Source organism: Halomonas faecis (assembly GCF_010993975.1).
GTDB lineage: Bacteria > Pseudomonadota > Gammaproteobacteria > Pseudomonadales > Halomonadaceae > Halomonas > Halomonas faecis.
This window is the reverse complement of the sequence record NZ_JAACZO010000001.1, coordinates 47433-69445: the sequence shown is the minus strand read 5'-3', so window position 1 is coordinate 69445 and position 22013 is coordinate 47433. Positions and strand designations below refer to the sequence as shown.

The following is a 22013-nucleotide window of genomic DNA, read 5'->3' as shown; positions in this document are numbered from 1 at the left end:
GGGCAGACATTCTAACGGCGCCTCTCGGCGCCGTCATCTTGACCAGTCGTGCAGACCGGAACGATCAGCCGTGAGCGGCCCGTCCCTCGCGGCGGCTGGCCAGCCAGTTACCGGCCAGCGCCAGTACCATCACGGCCGCTCCACTCGCCTCCACCAGCAGATTGGGGTAGAACACCGCCACGATGGCCGGCAATAGCAAGGCACGCACCGGCCACGACATGCGCGTGAAGAGGTACCCCTCCAACGCGGCGGCAAAGGCCCCCAGCGCCAGAAAGGCGATCACCGCATTCCATACCACCACCGGCACCGGCCCGCCCATGATGATCTCCGGGTTGTACACCATGAACACCGGAATCAGGTAGAGCCCCTTGGCGAACTTCCACGCCTGGAATGCCGTATCCATGGGTTTGGCACCGGCAATCGCCGCCCCGGCGAAACCGGCCAGAGCGATGGGCGGGGTGACGTTGGAGTCCTGGGAGTACCAGAACACCACCAGGTGGGCGATCAGCAGCGGCACGCCGAATTCGGCGGTGAGGGCGGGGCCGACCAGCACGATCAGCACGATGTAGCTGGCGGTCACCGGCAGGCCCATCCCCAGCACTAGGCTGGCCAACAGCACCATCACCAGCGCCAGCAGCAGGTTGCCGCCGGAAAAGGCCAGCATCATGGAAGAGAATTTCAGCCCCAGTCCAGTCAGGCCGACCACGCCGACGATGATTCCCGCCACGGCACAGGCCATGGAGACCGCCACGGCGTTGCGAGCGCCCAGCTCCAGGCCGCCCATCAGCTTTATCAGGCCCGCCTTGAACGCCTCGCGAAGCGTCTCTCCGGTCACCCTCTGGCCCTCGCGAGGAGCGATGAACAGGAACCACACCGCGAAGCGCAGTACCGCCACGGCCAGCATGGTGAGGATGGCGTAGTAGCCCACGCGCATGGGCGACATGTTCATGACCAGCAGCCAGATCAACACCGCCAGCGGCAGCAGAAAGTGCCAGCCAGATCCCATCACATCGCGCATCTGCGGCAGCTCCGCACGAGACATGCCCTGCATCCCCTGCTTCAAGGCGATGATGTGCACGAAGAGGTAGACGACGCCGAAGTACATGATGGCCGGCAGGATGCTGACCTTGACCACTTCCAGGTAGGGCATCCGCGTATACTCGGCGATCAGGAAGGCCCCGGCCCCCATCAGCGGCGGCATGATCTGACCACCGGTGGAGGCCGCTGCCTCGATGCCGCCGGCCTGGTGCGGCTTGTATCCCAGGCGCTTCATGAGCGGGATGGTAAAGGCCCCGGTGGTCACCACGTTGGCGATGGCGCTACCGGAGATGGAACCCATGCCCGCCGAGGCGATGACCGCCGCCTTGGCCGGCCCGCCCCGCTGCCGACCGGTGGCCGCATAGGCCAGGTCGATGAAGAACTTGCCGGCACCGGTGACTTCCAGAAAGGCGCCGAACAGCACGAAGATGAAAATGTAGGTGGCGGCCACACCCATGGGCAGGCCGAAGATGCCCTCCTGGCCCAGATAGAGCTGGCCGACCAGACGATCCAGGTTGTAGCCACGATGCTCGAGAATGCCGGGCAGGAACTGCCCCAGCCACGGCAGCTCGCCGCGGGGGCCGGAAAAAGCGTACAAAATGGCGATGAGGCCAATGACGGTCATGCCGAGCCCCACCGCCCGGCGTGCCGCCTCGAGTACGGTCAGGGTGGCGATGCACCCCACCACGATATCGGTCTGGCTCCAGAAGCCCGCACGGTTGATGATCTCGTCCAGGTAGAGCGCCAGGTAGCCGCCGGTAATCAGGGCGCCGACGACGAACAGTAAATCGACGAGGCCGCTGATGGGGCCGCGGGCGCGCGCGGCGCCCAACAGCGGAAACATCAGGAAGGCCAGCACCATGATCAGCATCAGGTGAATGCTGCGCTGGTAGAACAGCCCCAGCGGCTGAATGCCGGCGGAATAGAGCTGGAACAGCGACAGACCCACTGCCACCAGGGTGATCAGCCACAGCACCGCACGGGAGTGAGGCGCCTGACTGCCGGGAATGACGGGGGAGGTTCCCGAATCACTCATCTGCATTCTCTCTAGGATTTTCGTTCACTCGCGGGCATCGTCGGCGGAGTTCAAGCGCACGGTGACGCGCTCGCCCTCAGCCAGGGCACTCAGGCTGATACGCCGGGTATCGACCACCAAACGATGATCGACGCGCATCGACCCGACACGCAGCACGTAGGCGTTGCCCGGCACCGGCTCGTCGATGTCCTCGATCCAGTATCCGCCCTGGCCGTCGGAGACCTGCCGCCCTCGCCCCAGCACGTGATCGAGCCCGGCAGCAAAGTCGGGCAGGTGGCTGCGCTCGAGTACCATGTGCCCGTCGTCATGACGGTAGCAATCGAGCACCGCGAAGCCCTCGACGGAATGATTCCACTCCAGACACCAGCGACTGCCTTCCGGCATCGCCAGCGCAACCAAGGGTTCGCCCTCGGCATCCAGCACTTCCAGCCGCGCGGGCGCCGGGTCGGCCATCGCGACCACCGACAGACACGACAGCAGGGCGGGCAACAAGGCCCACCCTGCATTCGGGTGTCGTTCAGGCATCGCCAACCACGCTCAGGGGCGTTGGTGGTCGGCGATCTCGGCATCCACTTCTTCGTAGTAGCGCAGCGCGCCGGGGTGGAAGGCGATCGGCGTGGAGTCGGTGCTGAACTTCACGGTGGTGTCGTTGGCCGCCGGATGCACCTCGATCAGTTCGTCGGTGCGCTCGAAGAGCATCTTGGTGATCTGGTAGGCCAGTTCTTCGTCCATCTCGCTGCTCACCGCCAGCACGTTGGGAATGCCGATGGTCTGGACGCCTTCCTCCATGCCTTCGTAAAGGCCGGCGCGCAGCTCGTAGGGAGCGAACACCGACACGGCTTCGCGAGCGTTGGCGACCTCTTCGTCGGACAGGCCGATCAGGCGAATGTCGCGGGTGGTAGCCAGGTTCATGATGGAACTGGTGGGCGGCCCGACGCTCCAGAAACCGGCGTCGATGTCGCCATCGCGGATGGCATCGGCAGTCTCGTTGAAGTTGAGGCGCCGCGGATCGATGTCGTCGTAGGTGATACCGTTGGACTCGAGCACCGCGCGGGCATTGAGCTCGGTACCGCTACCGGGTGCGCCCACGGAGACCACCTTGCCCTCGAGATCGGAGAGCGACTCGATGCCGGAATCGGCCAGGGTGACGATCTGCACGGCGTTGGGGTAGACGGAAGCCAGGGCCCGGATGTTCTCGAGCTGACGGCCCTCGAAGTCGCCGGTGCCACTGTAGGCCTGGTGGACGGTATCGGCCAGGGCCAAAGCGAGGTCGGAATCGCCACGCCATACCAGCCCCATGTTCTCTACCGAAGCACCGGTGACCTCGGCCACGGCTTCATAGCCCTCGATGTGCTCGCCGATCATCTCGGCCATGCCACCCCCCAGGGGGTAATAGGTGCCGCCGGTGCCGCCGGTGGCAATGGACAGCTGCTGGGCCGAAGCCAAGGGCGCCGTGGCCAGCAGGGATACTGCCGCAATGTATGTCAGAGCTCGCATGGGATGTCTCCCTCCTGAAACGGGATCGTTTGTGATTATCGACTCCTGCCCGATGCCGTCGGGCACTGCAAGAACCTAGCATGCCCGCATCGGACACGGCCAACCGGTCCTTTCTACGTTTCAGGATAGTCACTCACGAGGCAGCGCCAGGCTGGCCGAGCCGACATCATCCAGGCAGGCCATCCGGCCGCGCCCGACACAGCATGCCCGCATAGCTCAGCACATAAAGGCCATAGGCCAACAGCCATAGCAGGGCCGGAAGCACCACGCCCAGCACCAGGTAGTGCTGCGGCCAAGCCAGCGGCACGCCGTTGCGCAACAGCGTGGCGGCAAGCAGACAGCCGAGTGCCCCCCAGATCGGGCGCGGCAGTTGCAGCGGACGCCCGGTATGGCGCAAGCCAGCGATGCAGAACACTGCCAGCACGGCCGTGCCGATGGCGCCGAGGAACAGCACATGGCGGCCGGCATAGGAGGGCAAGCCGTCGAGCAGCGCCGACAGCCCTACCAGCACCAACCCCAACGTGATCCACACGTAGGCCAGGGTGAGCAGCAACAGGTAGAGCCGTCCCATGGCCCGCCCCCAGGGCCACTCGGCGAGACGATCGGCCTGGGCCGCAGCCGCCGCCAGGGCGATCCAGCCGGTAACCGGATGGCCACGCGCCACGAAATCGGCAACCACGAACACCAGCAGGGTGGCCACCGCCAAGTGCTCGCGCGCCGGGGTGAATCGCACCGACCCCGGGGCGCCGCTGTCGGCGACGGCGGCCATGGCCACTACCCTCACGATGCGCGAAGCGGTCACGGCGATCGTCACCAGCAACAGATTGGCCGCCAGATGCAGCCAGTCCAGCGGTACCAGGCGCACGGGCAATGCGTCCAGCCAGGTCAGATAGAAGCCGAGCTGCGACACGACGAACGCGATCAGCAGCCCTCCCAGGCTGAGATGACGCCGCCCGTCGAGGGACACGAGGGCGGGCAGCGCCCAGGCCACCAGCGTCAGCGGAAACGCTAGGTTGGCAACCGCCACCACGGCTGGCGGAAACCAACCGGCTAGCCACATCGCCAGGCGCCCGACCAGCCACAGCAGCACCAGCGCCAATAGGGGCAGACCGGTGAGCGGCGCCAGCTTCGCCCAGGAAGGAATGGCAGTGAGCAGAAAACCGGCGAGCGCCGCCGCCACGAAACCGAAGAGCATCTCGTGGGCGTGCCACAACAGGGGCGGCATGCCAGTCTCCAACGTCAGTTGCTGCAGCAGCCCACCCACCCAGGGCACCAGCGCCAGCGGCGCATAGAGCGCGGCGAGCAGGAAGAAAGGGCGAAAGCCGTAGGCCAGCAGCGCAATGCGCTGGCCGGGAATCGCCGCTGACGAAACGGACATGGGATCTCCTCCGAGAGGCTAATGCAGTTAGCGGCACGGCTCGAGGCGGATCCGGCGACGGGGCTGCGAGGGGGCGCTGTGCTCCCTATCCGCCCTGTCCCCGGCGCCTCTCGCTTGGGCAACTGTGCAGCCTCGAAAACGACCGATAATCAACTGGCAACACAGCGATTCAAGCCTTGTCCAGATAGAAGCCATCGTCAGGCAGCCCGCCACCGATGAAACCGCTGGAGAGCTCGGCCAGCGACGAGAAGAAATCTTCCAGCGCCGGACGCGCCTCCTGGGCCGTGCGCATCTCCAACCGCGTGCGCGCGATGGCCCCTTCGAATACCGGAGCCGGCAGCGGCGCATTCTCGGCCCCAAGCTGCGCCGCCGCATCGGGGTTGGCATTGACCCACGCTACCGCCTCGCCCACGGCGCGCTGTACGGCGGCGATCCAGTCGGGGTGTGCGTCGAGCAGCTCGCGACGACAGATCACACCGGCCTGAGGCAGCGCCGGAGCCTCCCCAGTGAGACGCGCCCACTCCTGCTGCAGATCGAGCTCGCGAGGCTCGAGTCCCAGCGAACCGGCCTGGCGACGGGTCGCGGTGCGCATCGGTTCCGGCAGCACGGCAGCATCCAGGCGCTGGGCCAGAAACAGTTGCACGGTCTCGAAGGGGCTCGCCTGATAGGTGATCCGCAGGTCGCGACCCACCTCCAGACCTTCGCGGGCCAGCAGGTAGCGCAGCACCAGGTCCGGCATGTCGCCGCGCCACGGCACGCCGACCTGACGCCCGGCCAGATCGGCGAGGCGGGTCAGCGGCGCTTCGCGGGCCAGCACCCCCAGGGTGCCCCACACGTTGACGTTCATCAGCACCACCGGCACGCCGCGGTTGTAGAGGTTGGCCGCCACGTTGGTAGGCGTGGCAGTGAGCTGCACCTCGCTGCCGGCGATCCAGGCACGCAACTGGTCGGGGTCGCGCCAATCGCGCAGCTCGCTGCCGCCCACCAGGGCATCCAGGCGTTCGTCCCGCAAGGCACGGGCCAAAATCACCTGGGGCAGCCCCAGCGGCGTGGCGGCGCGCAGGCCAGGTTCGGAAGCCAGGCCGATTCCCGGCAGAACGGCCAGAGAGGCGGAAGCGGCGGCGAATTGCAACAGTTGGCGGCGTCGGCGGTCGATCATGCATTTACCTCATCGGGTCGAAACAGGAAGCTCTCGGCGACGGCAGGATGCCGCAGAAGCGCCCCGGCAGCCTCGTAAAGGAAGGCGGCGTCACGCTCGGCGAAGGGGCGCTCGACGTACGCTTCATGGACGATGCGCCCCGGCGCTGGCGACAGCACCACGATCCGGTGTCCCAGGCGCAACGCCTCGGTGAGATCGTGGGTGACCATCAGCGAGGCGATACCGCGACGCGCCAGCAAGTCGAGCAACAGCGCCTGAGCTTCGCTGCGCAGGCCCACGTCCAGGGCGCTGAAGGGCTCGTCGAGCAACAGGCAGTCGGCGTCCACCGCCAGGGCGCGGGCCAGGGCGACGCGTTGTTGCATGCCGCCGGAGAGTTCGTGGGGAAACTGGTCGTGGCACTCGGCGAGGCCCAACTCGGCGGCGAGCGCCCGGGCACGAGCCAGTCTTTCGCGACGCGGCACGCCGACCGCCTTGAGTCCCAGGGCGATGTTGTCGAGCAGGCGGCGCCAGGGCAGCAGGCGCCCCTCCTGGAAGACCACCGTGCTGCGGCGAAAGTCGTCATTGACGTGACCCTCGGCGGGGGTGACCAGACCTGCGGCGATGCGCAGCAGGGTGGTCTTGCCGCAGCCCGAGGGGCCGACCAGGCAGACCGACTCGCCCGGCGCGAGCGTCAGACTCACGCCGTCGAGCACGCGACTCATGCCGAACGTATGGCCGATGGCATCGAGCTCGAGCATCACGCCTCTCCCCGCCCTGTCTGGCGCCAGGGCTCCATGCGTCGCTGCAGCGGACGCAGCAGACCATGCTCGGCAACGATCAGCAGCAGCACCACCAGTACGATCCAGGCCATGGCCGCCGCGGTATCGAGGTTGACCCGCGCCACCGCCAGGCCGGCACCGATGCCCTCCTCGGCGGCGAACAGCTCGGCCATCACCGCTACCTTCCAGGCCACGCCCAGGGCCGTAATCAGCGCCGGAAAAACGTAGGAGACGATGTGCGGCAGGTGGAAGTCGACCAGCCGCATCAACGGCGGCACCCGGAAGGCGTCGGCCATCTCCTGCAGGCGCCGGTCACGCGTCAGCGCTCCCATCTGCGCCCCGGCGAAGGCCACCGGCAGGGTGGTGGCCATCACCGTGTAGATCGTCGCCGCCGAACCGCTGCCGAACCACAGAATGGCGAGCACGATCCAGGCGATGGGCGGAATGCCCAGCAGCACCGTGGAGAGCGGCTCCAGCGCCCGCCCCAGGGTGCGCGACAGCCCCGCCAGAAGGCCCAGCGCGATGCCCGCCAGCGCCGCCAGGGCGAAGCCGGACATGGCACGCCAGGTGGTGGCCCACACCGCAGTGGCCGCCTCGCCTTGCCGCGCCAGCTGCACCAGCGCTCCCAGGGCATCGCGTGGCCCCGGCAGCAGGAAGCTGCCATAGGCCTCACTGCCCCACTCCCACAGCGCCACGAACAGCAGCACGCCGGTGAGACTCCCGCCCCAGCCCAGCAGCGTTGCGACACCCCGCGCCGTCAGCGACCGCTTCATACGTCTCTCCACGAAACGAACAAGAATGATTGCATTTTGCTTCAGCAGGCGAAGCACCGCGTTGACGCCGGTCAATCGACGATGCGGTGCCGATACCCTCCTTTCCGCCTGGCGCCCTGAACGACGCTCTTCTGACATGGATCAAAACGCGAATCTATATAAATTGCATTATAGTTGCATCTTTTGATCAGGAGGAACCCCATGCGACCATCGACCACCCTCGCCCCGCTGGCCCTGGGCGTCGCGACGGCAATCAGCCCCCTGGCAGGCGCCGAGACGACGCCTGACTACGCTCTGCCCAGCCTCACCGTCACCGCCAAGGGCTATGCCGCCGACGAACTGGACACGCCCAAGGCCACCCTGCGCCTCGACCCCGGGTCCGTCGCCGTGGCCGCAAGCGTCGGCAGCCTGTTCCGCGGACAGCCGGGCACCGCCGTGCACAGCGACGGTGCCTGGGGGCAGAACCCGGTACTGCGCGGTTTGAAGAAGGAGAGCATCGTGCTGCAGGTGGACGGCGTGCGCATCAACTCGGCCCAGCCGGCCGGCGCCCTGGCCTCTTTTGCCAGCCTCGGCCTGCTCAACAGCGTCGAGGTGGTCAAGGGCCCCGGTTCGGTGCTGCATGGCAGCGGCGCCCTGGGTGGCGCAGTCAACCTGCGCACCCCAGACGCCGAGTTCACCGCCGAGCCCTCGATCACCGGGCGCTTCGCGACCAGCGCCGGCAGCGTCGACGAGAGCCTCGGCGGCGGCGCCGTGGTGCAGCTCGCCAATCGCGATCACGCCCTGGTGCTGGGCGGCACCGCGCGTGACGTGAGCGACTACGACACCCCCGAGGGGCGGGTCGACGACAGCGGCTTCGAGTCCGGCGCCTTCCTGCTCAAGTACGCCTTCCGCCTGGCCGACGACCACCGCCTCACGCTCAACGTCCAGAACCAGGAGGACCGCGACGTCTGGTATCCCGGTTCACGAAAGCTCGGCCCGGCCGCGCCGCTCGGCACCCTGACCATCCATTCGCCGCGCCAGCAGCGCGAACTCTACGAGGTGGGATACGCAGGCAAGGTGGGCCCCGGCACTCTGGAAGCGAGCCTGTATCGCCAGGAGATGTATCGCGAGATCCGCGCCTGGTCCAGCGGCCTCGAGCGCAACCAGGTGTGGAACGACGTCACCTTCACCACCGATGGCATCCGCACCCAGTACCGTCTGCCGCTGGGTGAGCGCCACCTGCTCACCCTGGGTGCCGAAGCCTGGGAGATGAGCGGCGATCCGCAACGCTTCAGCTACCGGGGCATGAGCAACGATGTGGTCGCCAATTCACCGTTCCGCGACGGCGAGATCGAGAGCCGCGGCCTGTTCGTCCAGGACGAGGTGCTGTTCGACGACTGGACGCTGCTGGCCGGCGCCCGCTACGACAGCACCAGCGGCGATGCCGCCATCAAGGGCAGCGGCGCGAATGCCACCCGCGACGGCCTGAGCGACACCAGCGACACCCTCTCCTGGTCGCTGGGTGCGATCTACAATCTCTCACCGCTGGTCAACCCCTACGTCAGCCTGGGCTCGGCCTACCGCGCCCCGGACATGCGCGAGCGCTTCGAGGACGCCACCCGCGGCGACGGCTATTACCACGTGGGCAACCCGCAGCTCGATCCCGAACGTTCCACCAGCCTGGAAGTCGGCCTGAAGGGGCGCAGCGAACGCGGCGAATACCGCCTGGCGGCCTTCCATACCCGCATCGACGACTACATTGCCGGGCGGGTGACGGGCGACATCAATCCGCAAGGGCTGCCGATCAAGCGCACCGAGAACCTCGACCGGGTCGAGATCCAAGGCGTGGAGGCGGGCTTCACCCTGCCCCTGGATGGACAACTGGCCGGCGGCCACTGGCAGCTCGACGGCAGCCTGACCTGGCTGCGTGGCACCAACGAGCAGGACGACGAACCGCTGTACCAGATGCCGGCCCCCGAGGCGACCCTGGGCATCGGTCAGCAGCCGCCGTCCGGCTTCCACTGGCATGCCCAGGTGCGTGCCGTCGATGGCCAGGATCGCACCGCCGACACGTTTTCGGGCGGTAACGAACGCACCACGCCGGGCTATGCCACGGCCGATCTCGGCCTGGGCTGGCGTTTCGGCAAGACCGCCGGTCTGTCGTCCCTGGAGGTAGGGCTGGACGTCAACAACCTCTTCGACCGCGGCTATCGCGAGCACCTGACGGACCAACCCGTTGACGGCGAGCTACTGGCGCCCGGCTTCGGGGTCGTGGCCACCCTGCGCGGCCGTTTCTGACTGCCGCTCCGCCGCCCGCTGGCCGGGCGGCGGGGTTCCGGCGAGCCGACGAAAAACGTCGATCGACAGGGCTGGAAAAAATGCCGCTTTCCTTCCATGATGTGGAGGTCGTCATTTCCTCACTGGAGCAACATGAGTACGGCACGTCCGATCCCCAGCGCGGAGCGCAGCGAACCTCCGCCTAGTTGCCCTGACCTCGACGTCAGGGATCTGGAAAAACGTACACGCCTCATGCGCATCGTTACCCGGCTGATCGCGGTTTCCGACCTCGGCAGTCGCGACATCGCCCGCCGCGCCGGCCTGCCGGTGCAGAAGATCAGCGACCTGCTCTCCGGTCGCCTCGAACATCTCTCGCTGGACGAGCTGCGCCTGGTCTATCGCACCATCGACCCGGACGGCGCTCCGCACTAGCCAGCCCTCTCACGGCCGCCCCATGACGAAACGCCTCGTCCGTACGACGAGGCGTGCTCGGGTTTTTATCGAGCGGAATGGCCACGGGAGTGACTGACACCGGCCCGAGCCAGTGGATGCCGGGTCAGTTCTCGCGCTGCTCGTAGGCTTCGGCTGCCTGCACGGCATCCTTCTTGCTGTCGTGCTGGGAGACAACGACCTCGTTCTCGGGTTCCGTCTCGTCGACGACGTTCCACCCGGTGACATTGTGGTGGATACCGTCGACATCGTAGATGGGCTCGATGCGTGCTTGCTTGTTGCTCGCTTTGGGCATTCTCCCTCCCGATTCGGAAACGGAGCCGGGCACCACCGGCATGGTTGCCCCTCTCACGCTAGCCAAACGTTCGGGGGATTGCCAACCCCTGCCGGACCCATTCGGGAGCCGTGCTGAGGCAGAACCGCTTCGACAGATGGTAAAATGGCGTAGGCAACGCCATTCCCTATCGACAAGGAGCATGACCATGGACAAGGACGCCTCCCAGGAGTCCCTGCGCAATCTCATCGAGCCGCTCTACCGCGGCAAGTTCTGGATGCAACTGACCGGTGTGATGCTGATCCTTTCGGGCATCATGACCGCACTCTCCATCATCGGCCTGATCGTGGCATGGATTCCCATCTGGGCCGGCGTGGTACTGATGCAAGCCGCCGGAGCCACCCATCGCGTCTACACCGGCAGCGATGCACACGAAATGAAGTACGCCATGAGCAAGCTGAAGACCTACTTCACCATCTTCGGCGTACTGATCCTGATCTACCTGATCTTCGCCGTGCTCGGCATGCTGATGGGCATTGCTGGCATGGGCTTCGGCATCATGGGCGGCCACGGCGGCATGGGCAACTGGTGAGCCGTCACTCCCACTGATCCGTTACCGCCCCGGTGCTGGCCGAACTGACCAACCGAGCGTACTTGGCCAGCACGCCACGAGCGTAACGCGGCGCCGGCTGACGCCAGGCGGCGCGGCGGCGCATCAGTTCCTCGTCGGAGAGGTCGACGTCGATGGTGTCGGCCATGGCATCGATGGTGATGGTGTCGCCGTCCTCAACCAGAGCCAGCGGGCCGCCGTCGAAGGCTTCCGGGGTGACGTGACCCACCACGAAACCGTGGCTGCCGCCTGAAAAGCGGCCGTCGGTGATCAACGCCACCTCGTCGCCCAAGCCACGCCCCATGATCGCCGAGGTGGGAGTGAGCATCTCGCGCATGCCGGGTCCACCGCGCGGCCCCTCGTAGCGAATCACCACCACGTCGCCGGCCACCACGGTGCCGTCGTTGATACGTGCCTGGGCCTCCTCCTCGGAACCGAACACCCGTGCCGTGCCGAAGAAGCGGGTCCCCTCCTTGCCGGTGATCTTGGCCACCGCCCCTTCCGGCGCCAGATTGCCGTAGAGCATGCGCAGATGGCTCTCGGCCTTCACGGGGTGATCCAGCGCCGCGATGATTCGCTGGTCATCGGGATAGGGGGCGACATCGGCCAGATTCTCGGCGAGCGTCTTCCCCGTCACCGTCAGGCAGTCGCCGTGGAGCAGGCCGGCATCGAGCAGCGTTTTCATCAGTGGCTGGATGCCGCCGATGGCCACCAGCTCGCTCATCATGTAATGACCGCTGGGGCGCAGGTCGGCGAGCACCGGTACGCGCTTACCGATGGCGGTGAAGTCGCCCAGAGCGAGAGCCACCCCGATGGTGCGGGCCATGGCGATCAGGTGCAGTACGGCGTTGGTGGAGCCGCCCAGGGCGATCACTACGGTGATGGCGTTCTCGAAGGCCTCCCGAGTCATGATATCGGAGGGCTTGAGGTCGCGTTCGAGCAGCTCGAGCACCGCGGCGCCGGCCGCCTCGCAATCGGCACGCTTGTCCTCGGAAACGGCGTTCTGCGCCGAACTGCCGGGCAGGCTCATGCCCAGCGCCTCGATGGCCGACGCCATGGTGTTGGCGGTGTACATACCGCCGCAGGAGCCGGGACCGGGAATCGCCGTCTCCTCGATCTGCTTGAGCTCGATCCGATCGATATCGCCGCGGCTGTGGGCGCCCATGGCCTCGAATACCGAAACGATGTCGGTATGTCCCTTGCCGGGCAGGATGGTGCCGCCATAGACGAAGACGCTCGGCCGATCGAGCCGCGCCAGGCCCATCAGGCAGCCCGGCATGTTCTTGTCGCAGCCACCGATCGCCACCACGCCATCGAAGCCCTCGCAGCCGGCCACCGTCTCGATGGAGTCGGCGATCACCTCCCGCGAGACCAGCGAGTACTTCATGCCCTCGGTACCGTTGGCGATGCCGTCGGAGATGGTGATGGTGTTGAAGATCACTCCCTTGCCGCCGGCACCGTCGGCGCCGCGACAAGCCTGCTCGGCCAGCTCGCCGATATGACTGTTGCAAGGGGTGAGATTGCTCCAGGTGGAGGCGATACCCACCTGGGGCTTGGTGAAGTCGCTGTCGGTGAAGCCCACCGCACGCAGCATGGCGCGACTGGCCGCCTTGCCGGGGCCATCCACCACCGGAGCGGAGTGACGACGGCGTGAGTCCTTCGGGGTATCGCTCATGGGCGGCCTCCTCGGTTCGGTCAGGGAATCCTCTGAGGGTGGCTGCCCGAACGCCGCCTGACAACTCCCCCGTCGAAATACAGGGGTCAAACGCTGACGTTTGGCTGCTAGGCTGGGTACCCACCATCTCGAGAAGACACAGGAGACGCTATGCGACCTCTCATCACCGGCCTGCTGATGGCCACCGCCCTGCCCGCCCTCGCCGACGGCACGGCCACCATGGAAAGCGGTAGCGGCCAGAATCATGCCGTTGTGGAAGTGAGCTGGGCGGGAGACGACCTGCGCATGGATTTCCCTGACCAGTCCCAGGCCGGCTTTATGCTGCTCAAGGACGGCAAGGGCTACATGGTCAGCGACATGCAGGGACAGACCGTGATCATGGAAATGGCCAAGCTCAGGGAAATGGCGGAAGGCATGGCGGGTGATGCCGGAGCCGAAACCCCCATGGCCGATGAACAGGCCAGCGAGGTCAATTCGCTGGAGGCCACGGGCGAGACCGAAACCGTGGCGGGCGTCGAGGGCGAACTCTACCGCATGTCCTGGACGGACAAGGCCGGCAACCGCCACGACAACGAACTGGTGCTCAGCGACGACGCCCGAGTGCGCGAACTCTCGGCCGGCTTCGACGCCTACCAGCAGTCGATGACCGGTGAAGCGGATGCCGTTGCGGCCGCCCTCGCCGAACGTGAGCTGGGCCTGTTGCGCTTCGGCGACCGCTTCCGCCTGACCTCGCTCAGCGGCGAGAGCCCCGACACGGCACGCTTCGAGCTGCCCGAAGATGCCCAGACTTTCGAAGACATGATGGGCTCGGCACTGTCTCAGTAAGCCACCTCAATGAACCGCCTGGCGGCACGCCGGCCTGCCCCAGGCGATCGACACGCTGACCAGCGTGGAAGCCACCAGCGCCCCCAGGAAAGGCGGCAGCGTCGGCACCCCGCCGGGGAAGCTGGCCGCCACCAGGCCAGCCGCCAGACTGCCCTGGGCCACCCAGCCCGGTAGCACGGCGCCGGCCATGCCCGCCACGCCGCCGGCCACGGCAGCCAGCGGGCTCATGCGTCGCCACAGTCCCAGCAGCACTGGCACCACGATGGCCGCGCACAGCAGGTCGGCGATCAGAAACAGACGCAACACCGACAGCCCCTGCAGCGCCACGACCACCACCGGCACCATCAGCACCAGGGTGACCCAGCGGGCCCCGCTGATCGCCAACCCTCTGCGGCCACTGCCGGTCACGGCCAGCGAAGCGATACCGTTCTGCAGGGTATCCACACTGGAGGCCACCAGGGTCACCGCCAGTACCAGTGCCGGTAGGGCGAGCCATCCTGGCGCCTCGGAAAGCAGCGCGAAGAAGGGAATCGGCGGGTCGCCCAACGCCACGCCGCTCATGGCGGCCAGCATGCCCAGCCCGCCGACCAGCGCCACGACCAGCACGGTGGTACCCCCGCCCAGCCAGGCACCACGCCCCAACGCCCGATCGTCCCTGGCCGCCCACACCCGCTGCCAGTAGCCCTGATGAAAGAGGTTGGCCGCCGTCACGGCGATGATCAGGGTCAGCGCCACGCCCAGGGCACTGCCGACGGCAACCGACGGCAGTGCCGCGGCGTCGGGCATCGCAGGCAGCCGCACTAGCGCCACACCCCCCACCACCAGCAGCAGGACGATCAGCAGCCATGCCTGCCAGCGATCGGTCGCCAGGCTCGCGCGCAACCCACCCACTGCGGTGTAGAGCAGCGTGGTCACGGCCACACCGATGATCACCAGGCTCGGCGGCACGTCGGAGAGCAGCGCGGTGATCGAGCCGATGGCGGTCAGCTCCGCTGCCAGGAAGCAGGCCATGTAGAGGATCGACACCAGCGACACCCAGCGGCGCACGCCGGCCCCATAGCAAGCCTCGGCGAACTCGCCGATGCTGCGCCCTTCCGGCAGGCGGCGCCGAATGGCCGGCCCATAGAGCCCCAGCACGATGAACGGCAGTGCCGAACCGATGGCATAGCCGGCCAGCGCCAACGGGCCCACGAAGGCGCCGATTTCCGGCGGAGCGAAGAGAATCCAGGCGCCCATTCCGGAGGCAAGGAACGACAGCCCGAGGGTCTGCGCACCCTGGGAATTCCGTGCCGTCACATAGTCGTCGAGGGGGCCATCGGCGCGGCGCGCCCGCAGCCCCAGAACCGCAAAGCACAAGAGCGCCGCGCCGAGCACGGCAGACGTCAGGTAGGGCATGTCGCACTTCCTCCGCCGGTATCAACCGGATCAGGTTCCAGGGTCAGCGCATGGCGCTTTCTCAGTCTCCGGCCTCTCAATGGCCGAGACTCCCCTGGCGACAGTGAATGAATGCTGGCCCGGCAGTGCCGGGACGCTCATCTTCGGCCGAGACGATGTCACTGTAAAGGCCACTCAGGCTTCCATCAGCCAGCACCAATGGTCATACTCCCTTTTAAATGCCTGTCGCACGCCAACGACACCGAGACCGCCATGTCCTACTCCGAAGCCAAGGAACACGCCTCCGGGCGATTGCACGACATCTTCGCCGAGCCCTACACCGCCTTCGGCAACGAGGTCATCGAACGCCTGCTGCACCTGCGCGTGGCCATCGAGGCGCTGATCCGGCAGCCCATGGATGAAGCAAAGCTCTGGGTACGGATCATTCATGGGTGGGAAAATGGTGGCTTCGAACCGGCGGACCTCGAGCACAGCGACCACCGCATCGCCTCGCTGAGCGACTTCGAGAGCGTGACCCAGCGCTATCAACGCGCCTTCGAGACCCAGCAGCCGCTGCCTCAGGACGACGCCACCTCCCTGCTGGCCCAGCCGCTGGCCGAGGCCATCGCTCGCACCGAAGCCTGCGGTCAGCACCTCGATGAGGAGACACGCAGGAGTCCCGCACGCTGGCCTGCCTTCGAGCAGGGTCTCTACCTGTATACGTTCTTCAAGGTCTATCACCGCCTCACTTACGGCGAGGACGACACCTACCGCTCCATCTTCTGCGAAACCCCCGACGGCCCTCGCGAGATTCACGAGTTCCACGTCGAAGAGGGCGAGTTCGCCGTGGTGGCCCCCACCCATGGGGCCAGTGGCGACACGCTGCTGGTCCTGCACATCAGTCAGCTGGCGCCGGTGCTGCAATTGCTGGAAGAGTGCCAGCTAGCCGCCAAGCGCTAAGCAGGGCGTTGCCCCGCTATTGCGCTGCCGGCTTCTCCCGCGGCACCCGCCCCATCAGGTAGAACTCCGGGTTGGGCGGCGTGCCGGTCAACGAGACCAGGCGATTGGAGAGGGCAAAGAAAGCGGCAATGGCACCGATGTCCCAGATGTCGTCGCGGGTGAACCCCACCTCGATCAGGCGCATTTCCCATTCATCGTCGAGCTCCCCCACTTCCAGACCACAGTACACAGCGAAATCGAGCATCACGCGGTGCCGCTCGCCGAGCGGCGCGGTGCGGTGGTTGACCGCGACCTGGTCGGCGAGCAGCGGGTTCTTACTGTAGATGCGTACCAGCGCGCCATGGGCCACCACGCAGTAGAGGCAGCGATTGCGGGCGCTGGTGGCCACCACGATCATCTCCTTTTCGGCTTTGGTGAGGGTGTCCGACTCCCGCTCCATCAGCGCATCGTGGTAGGCGAAGAAAGCACGGAACTCGTCCGGTCGATGGGCCAGCATCAGAAAGACGTTGGGCACGAAGCCGGCCTTCTCCTGCACGGCGAGAATGGCATCGCGTACGTCGACGGGCAGGTCCTCTAGGCTCTCGGGAATCGGAAAGCGGCTGATGGCGGCGGTCATGACGGCTCCTGGCATTGTGATTGTTCGGGCAACATCATTCCAGTTAACGTCAACGTCAATCTCGTGTCCATACACCCTGGGTATTAGTCGCGCCGCAACGAAACGGCCCCGCCTCTGGCGAGGCGGGGCTGTGGTGCCGCTGAGCGGTAACAGTCAGCTCAGCGAGATGGTGCTGTTGATGCCGCTGGAAACGTTCTCGGGCTCGAACCAGCGGGCGGTGACGGTCTTGGTCTGGGTCCAGAAAGCGATGGCCTGCTTGCCGTTGGGACCCAGGTCGCCCAGCTTGGAAGCGCGGGAGCCAGTGAAGCTGAAATAGGCCACCGGCACCGGAATCGGCACGTTGATCCCCACCTGGCCGACGTCGATGTCGGTCTCGAAGCGGCGCGCCACCCAGCCGGAATTGGTGAAGATGGAAGTGCCGTTGCCGTTGGGATTGGCGTTGATGAACTCAATCGCCTCGTCGAGGGTATCGACGCTCACCACGCACAACACCGGCCCGAAGATCTCCTCGCGGTAGATGGTCATTTCGGCGGTCACATCGGCGAACAACGTGGGGCCGACGAAGTTGCCGTTCAGGTAGCCCTCCACCTGGCAGCCGCGACCGTCCACCAGCAACCGGGCGCCTTCCTGCTCACCGGTGGCGATCAGCCGCTCCACGCGCTCCTTGGCCGCCGGCGATACCAGCGGGCCGAGATCGGCATCGCGCTGCGTGCCGGGCCCCACCTTCATGTTGCGTGCACCCTCGACGATGTCATCCAGCCATTCGCGGGCATCGCCCACCAGCACGACCACGGAATTGGCCATGCAGCGCTGGCCGGCGGCACCGAAAGCGGAGCCGAGCAGGTTGTTGATGGCCTGGCTGCGGTTGGCGTCGGGCATCACCACGCAGTGGTTCTTGGCGCCCATCATCGACTGCATGCGCTTGCCGGCGGCAGCGGCGCGATCGTAGAGCAGCGAGCCCACGTGGGTGGAACCGATGAAGGAGAGCGCCTTGATGTCGGTGTGATCGGCGATCTGGTTGGCCACATCCGGACCGCCATGAACGACGTTGAGCACACCCGCGGGCACACCGGCCTCATGGGCCAGCTCGACCAGCCGCATGGTCGAGCTCGGGTCTTGCTCGGAGGGCTTGAGCACGAAGGTGTTGCCCGTGGCGATGGCCAGCGGGAACATGAAGCAGGGCAGCATGATGGGAAAGTTGAAGGCGGTGATGCCGGCGCCCACGCCCAGCGGCTGGTGCATGGTGTAGACGTCCACTTCGCTGGCAGCGTTCTCGGCCAGCTCGCCCAGCTGCAGGCTGGTGATCGAGCAGGCATGCTCGACCACTTCCAGACCACGCCCCACTTCGCCGGCGGCATCGGGCAGCGTCTTGCCGTGTTCCTCGGTGATCAGCGCGGCCAGCTCGTCGGTATTGTCGCGGATCAGCGCCTGGAGCTTGAGCATGATGCGCATGCGCTTGGCCAGCGGCACCTTGCGCCACTCCTTGAAGGCCGCCTTGGCACTGGCCACGGCACGCTCCACTTCATCGGCAGTGCAGAACGGTACCCGGGCGACCACTTCCTGGTTGGCCGGATTGACCACGTCGCGCCAGTCCCCGCTCTGGGACGGGACGGCCTGGCCGTCGATGTACATGGGAATTTCGCGAACGGACATAATGGCGTGCTCCTCTTTCGAGACGATCTTGAGGTTGTTGTGGCGACACGGCGTGCGATTAGACTTTATGTGTATAAAAACACGAAGTGAGTTAACATCGAGTCTATCCAGACGTCGGATGGCGTGACAACGGGCACTCAGGCACATTGCTTGTGTACTCACGCACAACACGCTCGGGAGCCACCTCATGCTCGACTGGCAGGACATCCACATCTTCCTCGAGGTGGCGCGCAGCCAGCGCCTGACCGATGCCGCCCGCCGCCTGGGGCTCGACCACTCGACGCTTTCCCGGCGTACGCGTCGCTTCGAACGGCAGCTCAACACCCAGCTCTTCGAGCGTAGCACCCACGGCTACCACCTGACCGAAGCCGGCCAGCAGCTGCTCGCCCATGCCGAAGAAATGGCCCGCCATGCTTTCGAGGCCAGCGAGAACCTCACCGACAAGAATCACCAGATCAGCGGCCAGATTCGGCTTGGGGTGACCGAGGGTTTCGGCACCTGGGTGATCGCCCCGCTGCTCTCGGCCTTCTGCGAGCGACACCCCGGCATCACCCTGGATCTGCTCGCCCTGCCGCGGGTGGTCAACCTGAGCCGCCACGAAGCGGATCTGGCCATCACCGTCGAGCGCCCGGCAAGCCCCGGCCTGGTGATCTCGCGGCTGTGCGACTACCGCCTGCGTCTCTACGCCAGTCACGACTATCTCGCTCGCCACGGCGTTCCCAAAGACGTGGCCCAACTGAGCCACCACCGGCTGATCGGCTACGTCGACGACCTGATCTTCAGCGAGCAGCTCAATTACCTCGATCCCCTACTCGACCCGGCGGTGGTCGGCCACCCCGGCCCGCATTTCGCCATGCGCAGCACCAGCGTGACCACCCAGCACGCCGCCTGCCTTCACGGTGCCGGGCTGGCGGTACTGCCCTGTTTCATGGCCACCCCCACGGCTTCGCTAGTCAACGTGCTGTGCGGAGAGGTCGAAGTGGTGCGACAGTTCTGGATCACCGCCCGTCAGGAGCAGCGCCAGCTGGCCCGCGTTCGTCTGTTGTGGGACTTCTTGCGCGAAGCGCTGGAGATCAACCGTGGTTTCCTGATGGGCGAGGCCGAAACGCTGAACCTGATCGCCACCCCTCCCTGAAGCACCGCAAGACTCGGGCATGCCCGTTCGCATCGGCGATAAGTAATACCTATCGCAACCTTCATGAATACCACATTGAGGCGGAGAGTCAGCGCAAGGTAACTTGTCGAAAGGTAGACGAGATGCCGCGAGGCCTGATCAGTCGCCGCATCCCCACTTCGATCGACGGCAACAGAAGGCACGCTCGTTTATTGGCCAAAACGCCATACAGCCTCAAAACCGGGAGAACACCATGAGCGAACAAAACACGGCAGGCAAATGCCCAGTGATGCACGGCGCCAACACCGCGGAAGGCAGCGACAGCCTGGACTGGTGGCCGGAAGCCCTGAACCTGGACATCCTCCATCAGCACGACCGTAAGACCGACCCGATGGGCGAGGACTTCGACTACCGCCAGGAGGTCAAGAAGCTCGACTTCGAGGCGCTGAAGAAGGACATGCACGCCCTGATGACCGATAGCCAATCATGGTGGCCGGCCGACTGGGGGCATTACGGCGGCCTGTTCATCCGCATGTCCTGGCACGCGGCGGGCACTTATCGCGTAGCCGACGGCCGCGGCGGTGGCGGCACCGGCAACCAGCGCTTCGCCCCCATCAACTCCTGGCCTGACAACGCCAGCCTCGACAAGGCACGCCGGCTGTTGTGGCCGATCAAGAAGAAGTACGGCAACAAGATCAGTTGGGCCGACCTGATCATCCTGGCCGGTAACGTCGCCTACGAATCCATGGGCCTGAAGACCTTCGGCTTCTCCTTCGGCCGCGAAGACATCTGGCACCCCGAGAAGGACATCTACTGGGGCGCCGAGAAGGAGTGGCTGGCCCCCTCCGACGAGCGCTACGGGAACGTCGACAAGCCCGACACCATGGAAAACCCGCTGGCCGCGGTGCAGATGGGCCTGATCTACGTCAACCCGGAAGGCGTCAACGGCCAGCCGGATCCCATGAAGACCGCCGAACAGGTCCGCGAAACCTTCGCCCGCATGGCGATGAACGACGAGGAGACTGCGGCGCTGACCGTTGGCGGCCACACCGTCGGCAAATGCCACGGCAACGGCGATGCAGAAGCCCTGGGCGCAGAGCCCGAAGCGGCCGACGTCGAGGAACAAGGCCTCGGCTGGTCCAACCCCAACATGCAGGGCAAGGCCTCCAGGGCGGTGACCTCCGGCATCGAGGGCGCCTGGACCAAGAACCCAACCCAGTTCGACATGGGCTACTTCGATGCCCTTCTCGATCATGAGTGGGAGCTGAAGAAGAGCCCCGCCGGCGCCAACCAGTGGGAACCGGTGGACATGAAGGAGGAGGACAAGCCGGTCGATGCCAGCGATCCCTCCATTCGCCACAATCCCATCATGACCGACGCCGACATGGCGATGAAGGTGCACCCTGACTACCGGAAGATCCTGGACGCGTTCCGCCAGGATCCCGAGTACTTCAAGGACTGCTTCGCGCGAGCCTGGTTCAAGCTGATCCACCGTGACATGGGGCCAAAGTCGCGCTACATAGGCCCGGAAGCCCCGGAAGAAGACCTGATTTGGCAGGACCCGGTACCGGCCGGCAGCACCGACTACTCCGTCGAGGCAGCCAAGCAGAAAATCGCCGAGAGCGGTCTGTCCATCGGTGAGATGGTCAGCACCGCCTGGGACAGCGCGCGGACCTTCCGCGGCTCCGACATGCGCGGCGGTGCCAACGGCGCGCGCATTCGCCTGGCCCCACAGAAGGACTGGGAGGGCAACGAGCCGGAGCGTCTGGCCAAGGTACTGACGGTTTACGAGCGGATTGCCGCCGATACCGGTGCCAGCGTGGCCGACATCATCGTACTGGGCGGTAGCGTGGGCATCGAGCAGGCCGCCAAGGCTGCCGGCCACGACGTCCTCGTTCCCTTCTCGCCGGGGCGTGGCGACGCCAGCGACGAAATGACCGATGCCGACTCCTTCCAGTATCTGGAGCCGCTGGCCGATGGCTTCCGCAACTGGCAGAAGAAGGATTACGTGGTAAAGCCCGAGGAGATGCTGCTCGACCGCGCTCAGCTGATGGGGCTTACCGCTCCCGAGATGACCGTGCTGATCGGCGGCATGCGCATGCTGGGCACCAACCACGGAGGCACCAAGCACGGCGTGTTCACCAACCGTGAAGGCCAGTTGACCAACGACTTCTTCGTCAATCTGACCGACATGAACAACGCCTGGAAGCCGGCCGGCAACGGTGCCTACGAGATCCGCGACCGCCAGAGCGATCAGGTGAAGTGGACCGCCACCCGCATCGACCTGGTGTTCGGTTCCAACTCCATCCTGCGCTCCTACGCCGAGGTGTACGCCCAGGACGACAACCAGGAGAAGTTCGTCAAGGACTTCGTCAAGGCCTGGACCAAGGTGATGAACGCCGATCGCTTCGATCTGGAGAAAGTGGCAGTGTCATAAGCCAAACGCCATGCCTGGCAGCATGGAAACGCCCGGGTGCCTGTGAACTGACACCCGGGCGTTTTTTCGTCTTCGGTTCCGCACTGCATGGAGAGGCACTCGACGGCCTTGGCGTCCTTCTGTGCCGCTA

The 22013-nt window shown here is 66.0% G+C and carries 19 protein-coding genes and 1 riboswitch; of the genes, 7 read left to right on the top strand and 12 right to left on the bottom strand.

The window, feature by feature from the left end:
* Nucleotides 1-64 precede the first annotated feature (64 nt).
* The 7 genes from GFD32_RS00300 to GFD32_RS00270 all read right to left on the bottom strand — a co-directional run bounded on the left by GFD32_RS00300 (nucleotide 65) and on the right by GFD32_RS00270 (nucleotide 7639).
* Nucleotides 65-2074: a TRAP transporter permease gene (locus tag GFD32_RS00300; RefSeq protein ID WP_163574161.1), complete on the bottom strand. Its 2010-nt coding sequence runs from the start codon at nucleotides 2072-2074 to the stop codon at nucleotides 65-67.
* Nucleotides 2075-2098: 24 nt separating this feature from the next.
* Nucleotides 2099-2527 carry a DUF1850 domain-containing protein gene (locus GFD32_RS00295; RefSeq protein WP_240455502.1) on the bottom strand — a complete coding sequence of 143 codons (429 nt, stop codon included), beginning with the start codon at nucleotides 2525-2527 and terminating at the stop codon, nucleotides 2099-2101.
* A gap of 84 nt (nucleotides 2528-2611) precedes the next feature.
* Nucleotides 2612-3571 carry a TAXI family TRAP transporter solute-binding subunit gene (locus tag GFD32_RS00290; RefSeq protein ID WP_163574157.1) on the bottom strand — a complete coding sequence of 320 codons (960 nt, stop codon included), beginning with the start codon at nucleotides 3569-3571 and terminating at the stop codon, nucleotides 2612-2614.
* A gap of 166 nt (nucleotides 3572-3737) precedes the next feature.
* Nucleotides 3738-4949, bottom strand: coding sequence for an NnrS family protein (locus GFD32_RS00285; protein WP_163574155.1), 1212 nt, complete (start codon nucleotides 4947-4949; stop codon nucleotides 3738-3740).
* 169 nt (nucleotides 4950-5118) lie between these two features.
* The gene (locus GFD32_RS00280) at nucleotides 5119-6108 is read right to left on the bottom strand and encodes an ABC transporter substrate-binding protein (RefSeq protein ID WP_163574152.1); all 990 of its coding nucleotides are present in this window, start codon (nucleotides 6106-6108) and stop codon (nucleotides 5119-5121) included.
* The gene (locus tag GFD32_RS00275) at nucleotides 6105-6845 is read right to left on the bottom strand and encodes an ABC transporter ATP-binding protein (protein ID WP_163574150.1); all 741 of its coding nucleotides are present in this window, start codon (nucleotides 6843-6845) and stop codon (nucleotides 6105-6107) included. The genes GFD32_RS00280 and GFD32_RS00275 overlap by 4 nt, the downstream gene beginning before the upstream one ends.
* Complete coding sequence (locus GFD32_RS00270; protein ID WP_163574149.1) at nucleotides 6845-7639, bottom strand: ABC transporter permease; 795 nt, start codon at nucleotides 7637-7639, stop codon at nucleotides 6845-6847. Before GFD32_RS00270 ends, GFD32_RS00275 begins: the two co-directional genes overlap by 1 nt.
* Before the next feature lie 201 nt (nucleotides 7640-7840).
* Here GFD32_RS00270 and GFD32_RS00265 point away from each other — a divergent pair, with 201 nt between their 5' ends.
* A complete protein-coding gene (locus GFD32_RS00265; protein ID WP_163574147.1) occupies nucleotides 7841-9916 on the top strand; it encodes a TonB-dependent receptor in 2076 nt (691 codons plus the stop codon).
* A gap of 96 nt (nucleotides 9917-10012) precedes the next feature.
* Entirely contained in the window at nucleotides 10013-10327 is a 315-nt protein-coding gene (locus GFD32_RS20035; protein WP_320416203.1) for an XRE family transcriptional regulator, read from the top strand.
* 124 nt (nucleotides 10328-10451) lie between these two features.
* On the opposite strand, the gene GFD32_RS00255 is transcribed toward GFD32_RS20035, so the two are convergent.
* Nucleotides 10452-10640, bottom strand: coding sequence for a hypothetical protein (locus GFD32_RS00255; RefSeq protein WP_163574143.1), 189 nt, complete (start codon nucleotides 10638-10640; stop codon nucleotides 10452-10454).
* A 187-nt stretch (nucleotides 10641-10827) separates the two neighbouring features.
* On the opposite strand from GFD32_RS00255, the gene GFD32_RS00250 reads away from it, so the two are divergent.
* A complete protein-coding gene (locus GFD32_RS00250) occupies nucleotides 10828-11211 on the top strand; it encodes a DUF5362 family protein (RefSeq protein WP_163574141.1) in 384 nt (127 codons plus the stop codon).
* Nucleotides 11212-11215: 4 nt separating this feature from the next.
* Here GFD32_RS00250 and ilvD read toward each other — a convergent pair whose 3' ends face one another.
* Nucleotides 11216-12904 (bottom strand): dihydroxy-acid dehydratase, encoded by a 1689-nt coding sequence (ilvD, locus tag GFD32_RS00245; protein WP_163574140.1) that lies wholly within the window; start codon nucleotides 12902-12904, stop codon nucleotides 11216-11218.
* Between the two features lie 150 nt (nucleotides 12905-13054).
* On the opposite strand from ilvD, the gene GFD32_RS00240 reads away from it, so the two are divergent.
* Entirely contained in the window at nucleotides 13055-13729 is a 675-nt protein-coding gene (locus tag GFD32_RS00240; RefSeq protein WP_163574138.1) for a hypothetical protein, read from the top strand.
* Nucleotides 13730-13735: 6 nt separating this feature from the next.
* Here the strand turns inward: GFD32_RS00240 and GFD32_RS00235 are convergent, their stop codons facing one another.
* Nucleotides 13736-15124: an SLC5/6 family protein gene (locus GFD32_RS00235; protein WP_163574136.1), complete on the bottom strand. Its 1389-nt coding sequence runs from the start codon at nucleotides 15122-15124 to the stop codon at nucleotides 13736-13738.
* Nucleotides 15114-15230: riboswitch (TPP riboswitch) on the bottom strand. (Overlaps the previous gene by 11 nt.)
* Before the next feature lie 146 nt (nucleotides 15231-15376).
* Here GFD32_RS00235 and GFD32_RS00230 point away from each other — a divergent pair.
* Nucleotides 15377-16063, top strand: a complete 687-nt coding sequence (locus GFD32_RS00230; protein WP_163574134.1) for a hypothetical protein — start codon at nucleotides 15377-15379, stop codon at nucleotides 16061-16063.
* 16 nt (nucleotides 16064-16079) lie between these two features.
* Here the strand turns inward: GFD32_RS00230 and GFD32_RS00225 are convergent, their stop codons facing one another.
* Entirely contained in the window at nucleotides 16080-16679 is a 600-nt protein-coding gene (locus GFD32_RS00225; protein ID WP_163574132.1) for a peroxidase-related enzyme, read from the bottom strand.
* 153 nt (nucleotides 16680-16832) lie between these two features.
* Entirely contained in the window at nucleotides 16833-18332 is a 1500-nt protein-coding gene (locus GFD32_RS00220) for a CoA-acylating methylmalonate-semialdehyde dehydrogenase (protein WP_163574130.1), read from the bottom strand.
* A gap of 187 nt (nucleotides 18333-18519) precedes the next feature.
* Between GFD32_RS00220 and GFD32_RS00215 the strand changes: the two genes are divergently transcribed.
* Nucleotides 18520-19467 (top strand): LysR family transcriptional regulator, encoded by a 948-nt coding sequence (locus GFD32_RS00215; protein ID WP_163574128.1) that lies wholly within the window; start codon nucleotides 18520-18522, stop codon nucleotides 19465-19467.
* Nucleotides 19468-19699: 232 nt separating this feature from the next.
* Nucleotides 19700-21883, top strand: coding sequence for a catalase/peroxidase HPI (gene katG / locus GFD32_RS00210; protein ID WP_163574126.1), 2184 nt, complete (start codon nucleotides 19700-19702; stop codon nucleotides 21881-21883).
* Nucleotides 21884-22013: the final 130 nt, after the last annotated feature.

Coding starts and splice junctions, on each gene's coding strand:
- GFD32_RS00280 (WP_163574152.1), bottom strand. CDS start 6,108: ATGATCGACCGCCGACGCCGCCAACTGTTGCAATTCGCCGCCGCTTCC.
- GFD32_RS00265 (WP_163574147.1), top strand. CDS start 7,841: ATGCGACCATCGACCACCCTCGCCCCGCTGGCCCTGGGCGTCGCGACG.
- GFD32_RS00235 (WP_163574136.1), bottom strand. CDS start 15,124: ATGCCCTACCTGACGTCTGCCGTGCTCGGCGCGGCGCTCTTGTGCTTT.
- GFD32_RS00270 (WP_163574149.1), bottom strand. CDS start 7,639: ATGAAGCGGTCGCTGACGGCGCGGGGTGTCGCAACGCTGCTGGGCTGG.
- GFD32_RS00300 (WP_163574161.1), bottom strand. CDS start 2,074: ATGAGTGATTCGGGAACCTCCCCCGTCATTCCCGGCAGTCAGGCGCCT.
- GFD32_RS20035 (WP_320416203.1), top strand. CDS start 10,013: ATGATGTGGAGGTCGTCATTTCCTCACTGGAGCAACATGAGTACGGCA.
- katG (WP_163574126.1), top strand. CDS start 19,700: ATGAGCGAACAAAACACGGCAGGCAAATGCCCAGTGATGCACGGCGCC.
- GFD32_RS00290 (WP_163574157.1), bottom strand. CDS start 3,571: ATGCGAGCTCTGACATACATTGCGGCAGTATCCCTGCTGGCCACGGCG.
- GFD32_RS00220 (WP_163574130.1), bottom strand. CDS start 18,332: ATGTCCGTTCGCGAAATTCCCATGTACATCGACGGCCAGGCCGTCCCG.
- GFD32_RS00250 (WP_163574141.1), top strand. CDS start 10,828: ATGGACAAGGACGCCTCCCAGGAGTCCCTGCGCAATCTCATCGAGCCG.
- GFD32_RS00225 (WP_163574132.1), bottom strand. CDS start 16,679: ATGACCGCCGCCATCAGCCGCTTTCCGATTCCCGAGAGCCTAGAGGAC.
- ilvD (WP_163574140.1), bottom strand. CDS start 12,904: ATGAGCGATACCCCGAAGGACTCACGCCGTCGTCACTCCGCTCCGGTG.
- GFD32_RS00255 (WP_163574143.1), bottom strand. CDS start 10,640: ATGCCCAAAGCGAGCAACAAGCAAGCACGCATCGAGCCCATCTACGAT.
- GFD32_RS00230 (WP_163574134.1), top strand. CDS start 15,377: ATGTCCTACTCCGAAGCCAAGGAACACGCCTCCGGGCGATTGCACGAC.
- GFD32_RS00275 (WP_163574150.1), bottom strand. CDS start 6,845: ATGCTCGAGCTCGATGCCATCGGCCATACGTTCGGCATGAGTCGCGTG.
- GFD32_RS00240 (WP_163574138.1), top strand. CDS start 13,055: ATGCGACCTCTCATCACCGGCCTGCTGATGGCCACCGCCCTGCCCGCC.
- GFD32_RS00295 (WP_240455502.1), bottom strand. CDS start 2,527: ATGGCCGACCCGGCGCCCGCGCGGCTGGAAGTGCTGGATGCCGAGGGC.
- GFD32_RS00215 (WP_163574128.1), top strand. CDS start 18,520: ATGCTCGACTGGCAGGACATCCACATCTTCCTCGAGGTGGCGCGCAGC.
- GFD32_RS00285 (WP_163574155.1), bottom strand. CDS start 4,949: ATGTCCGTTTCGTCAGCGGCGATTCCCGGCCAGCGCATTGCGCTGCTG.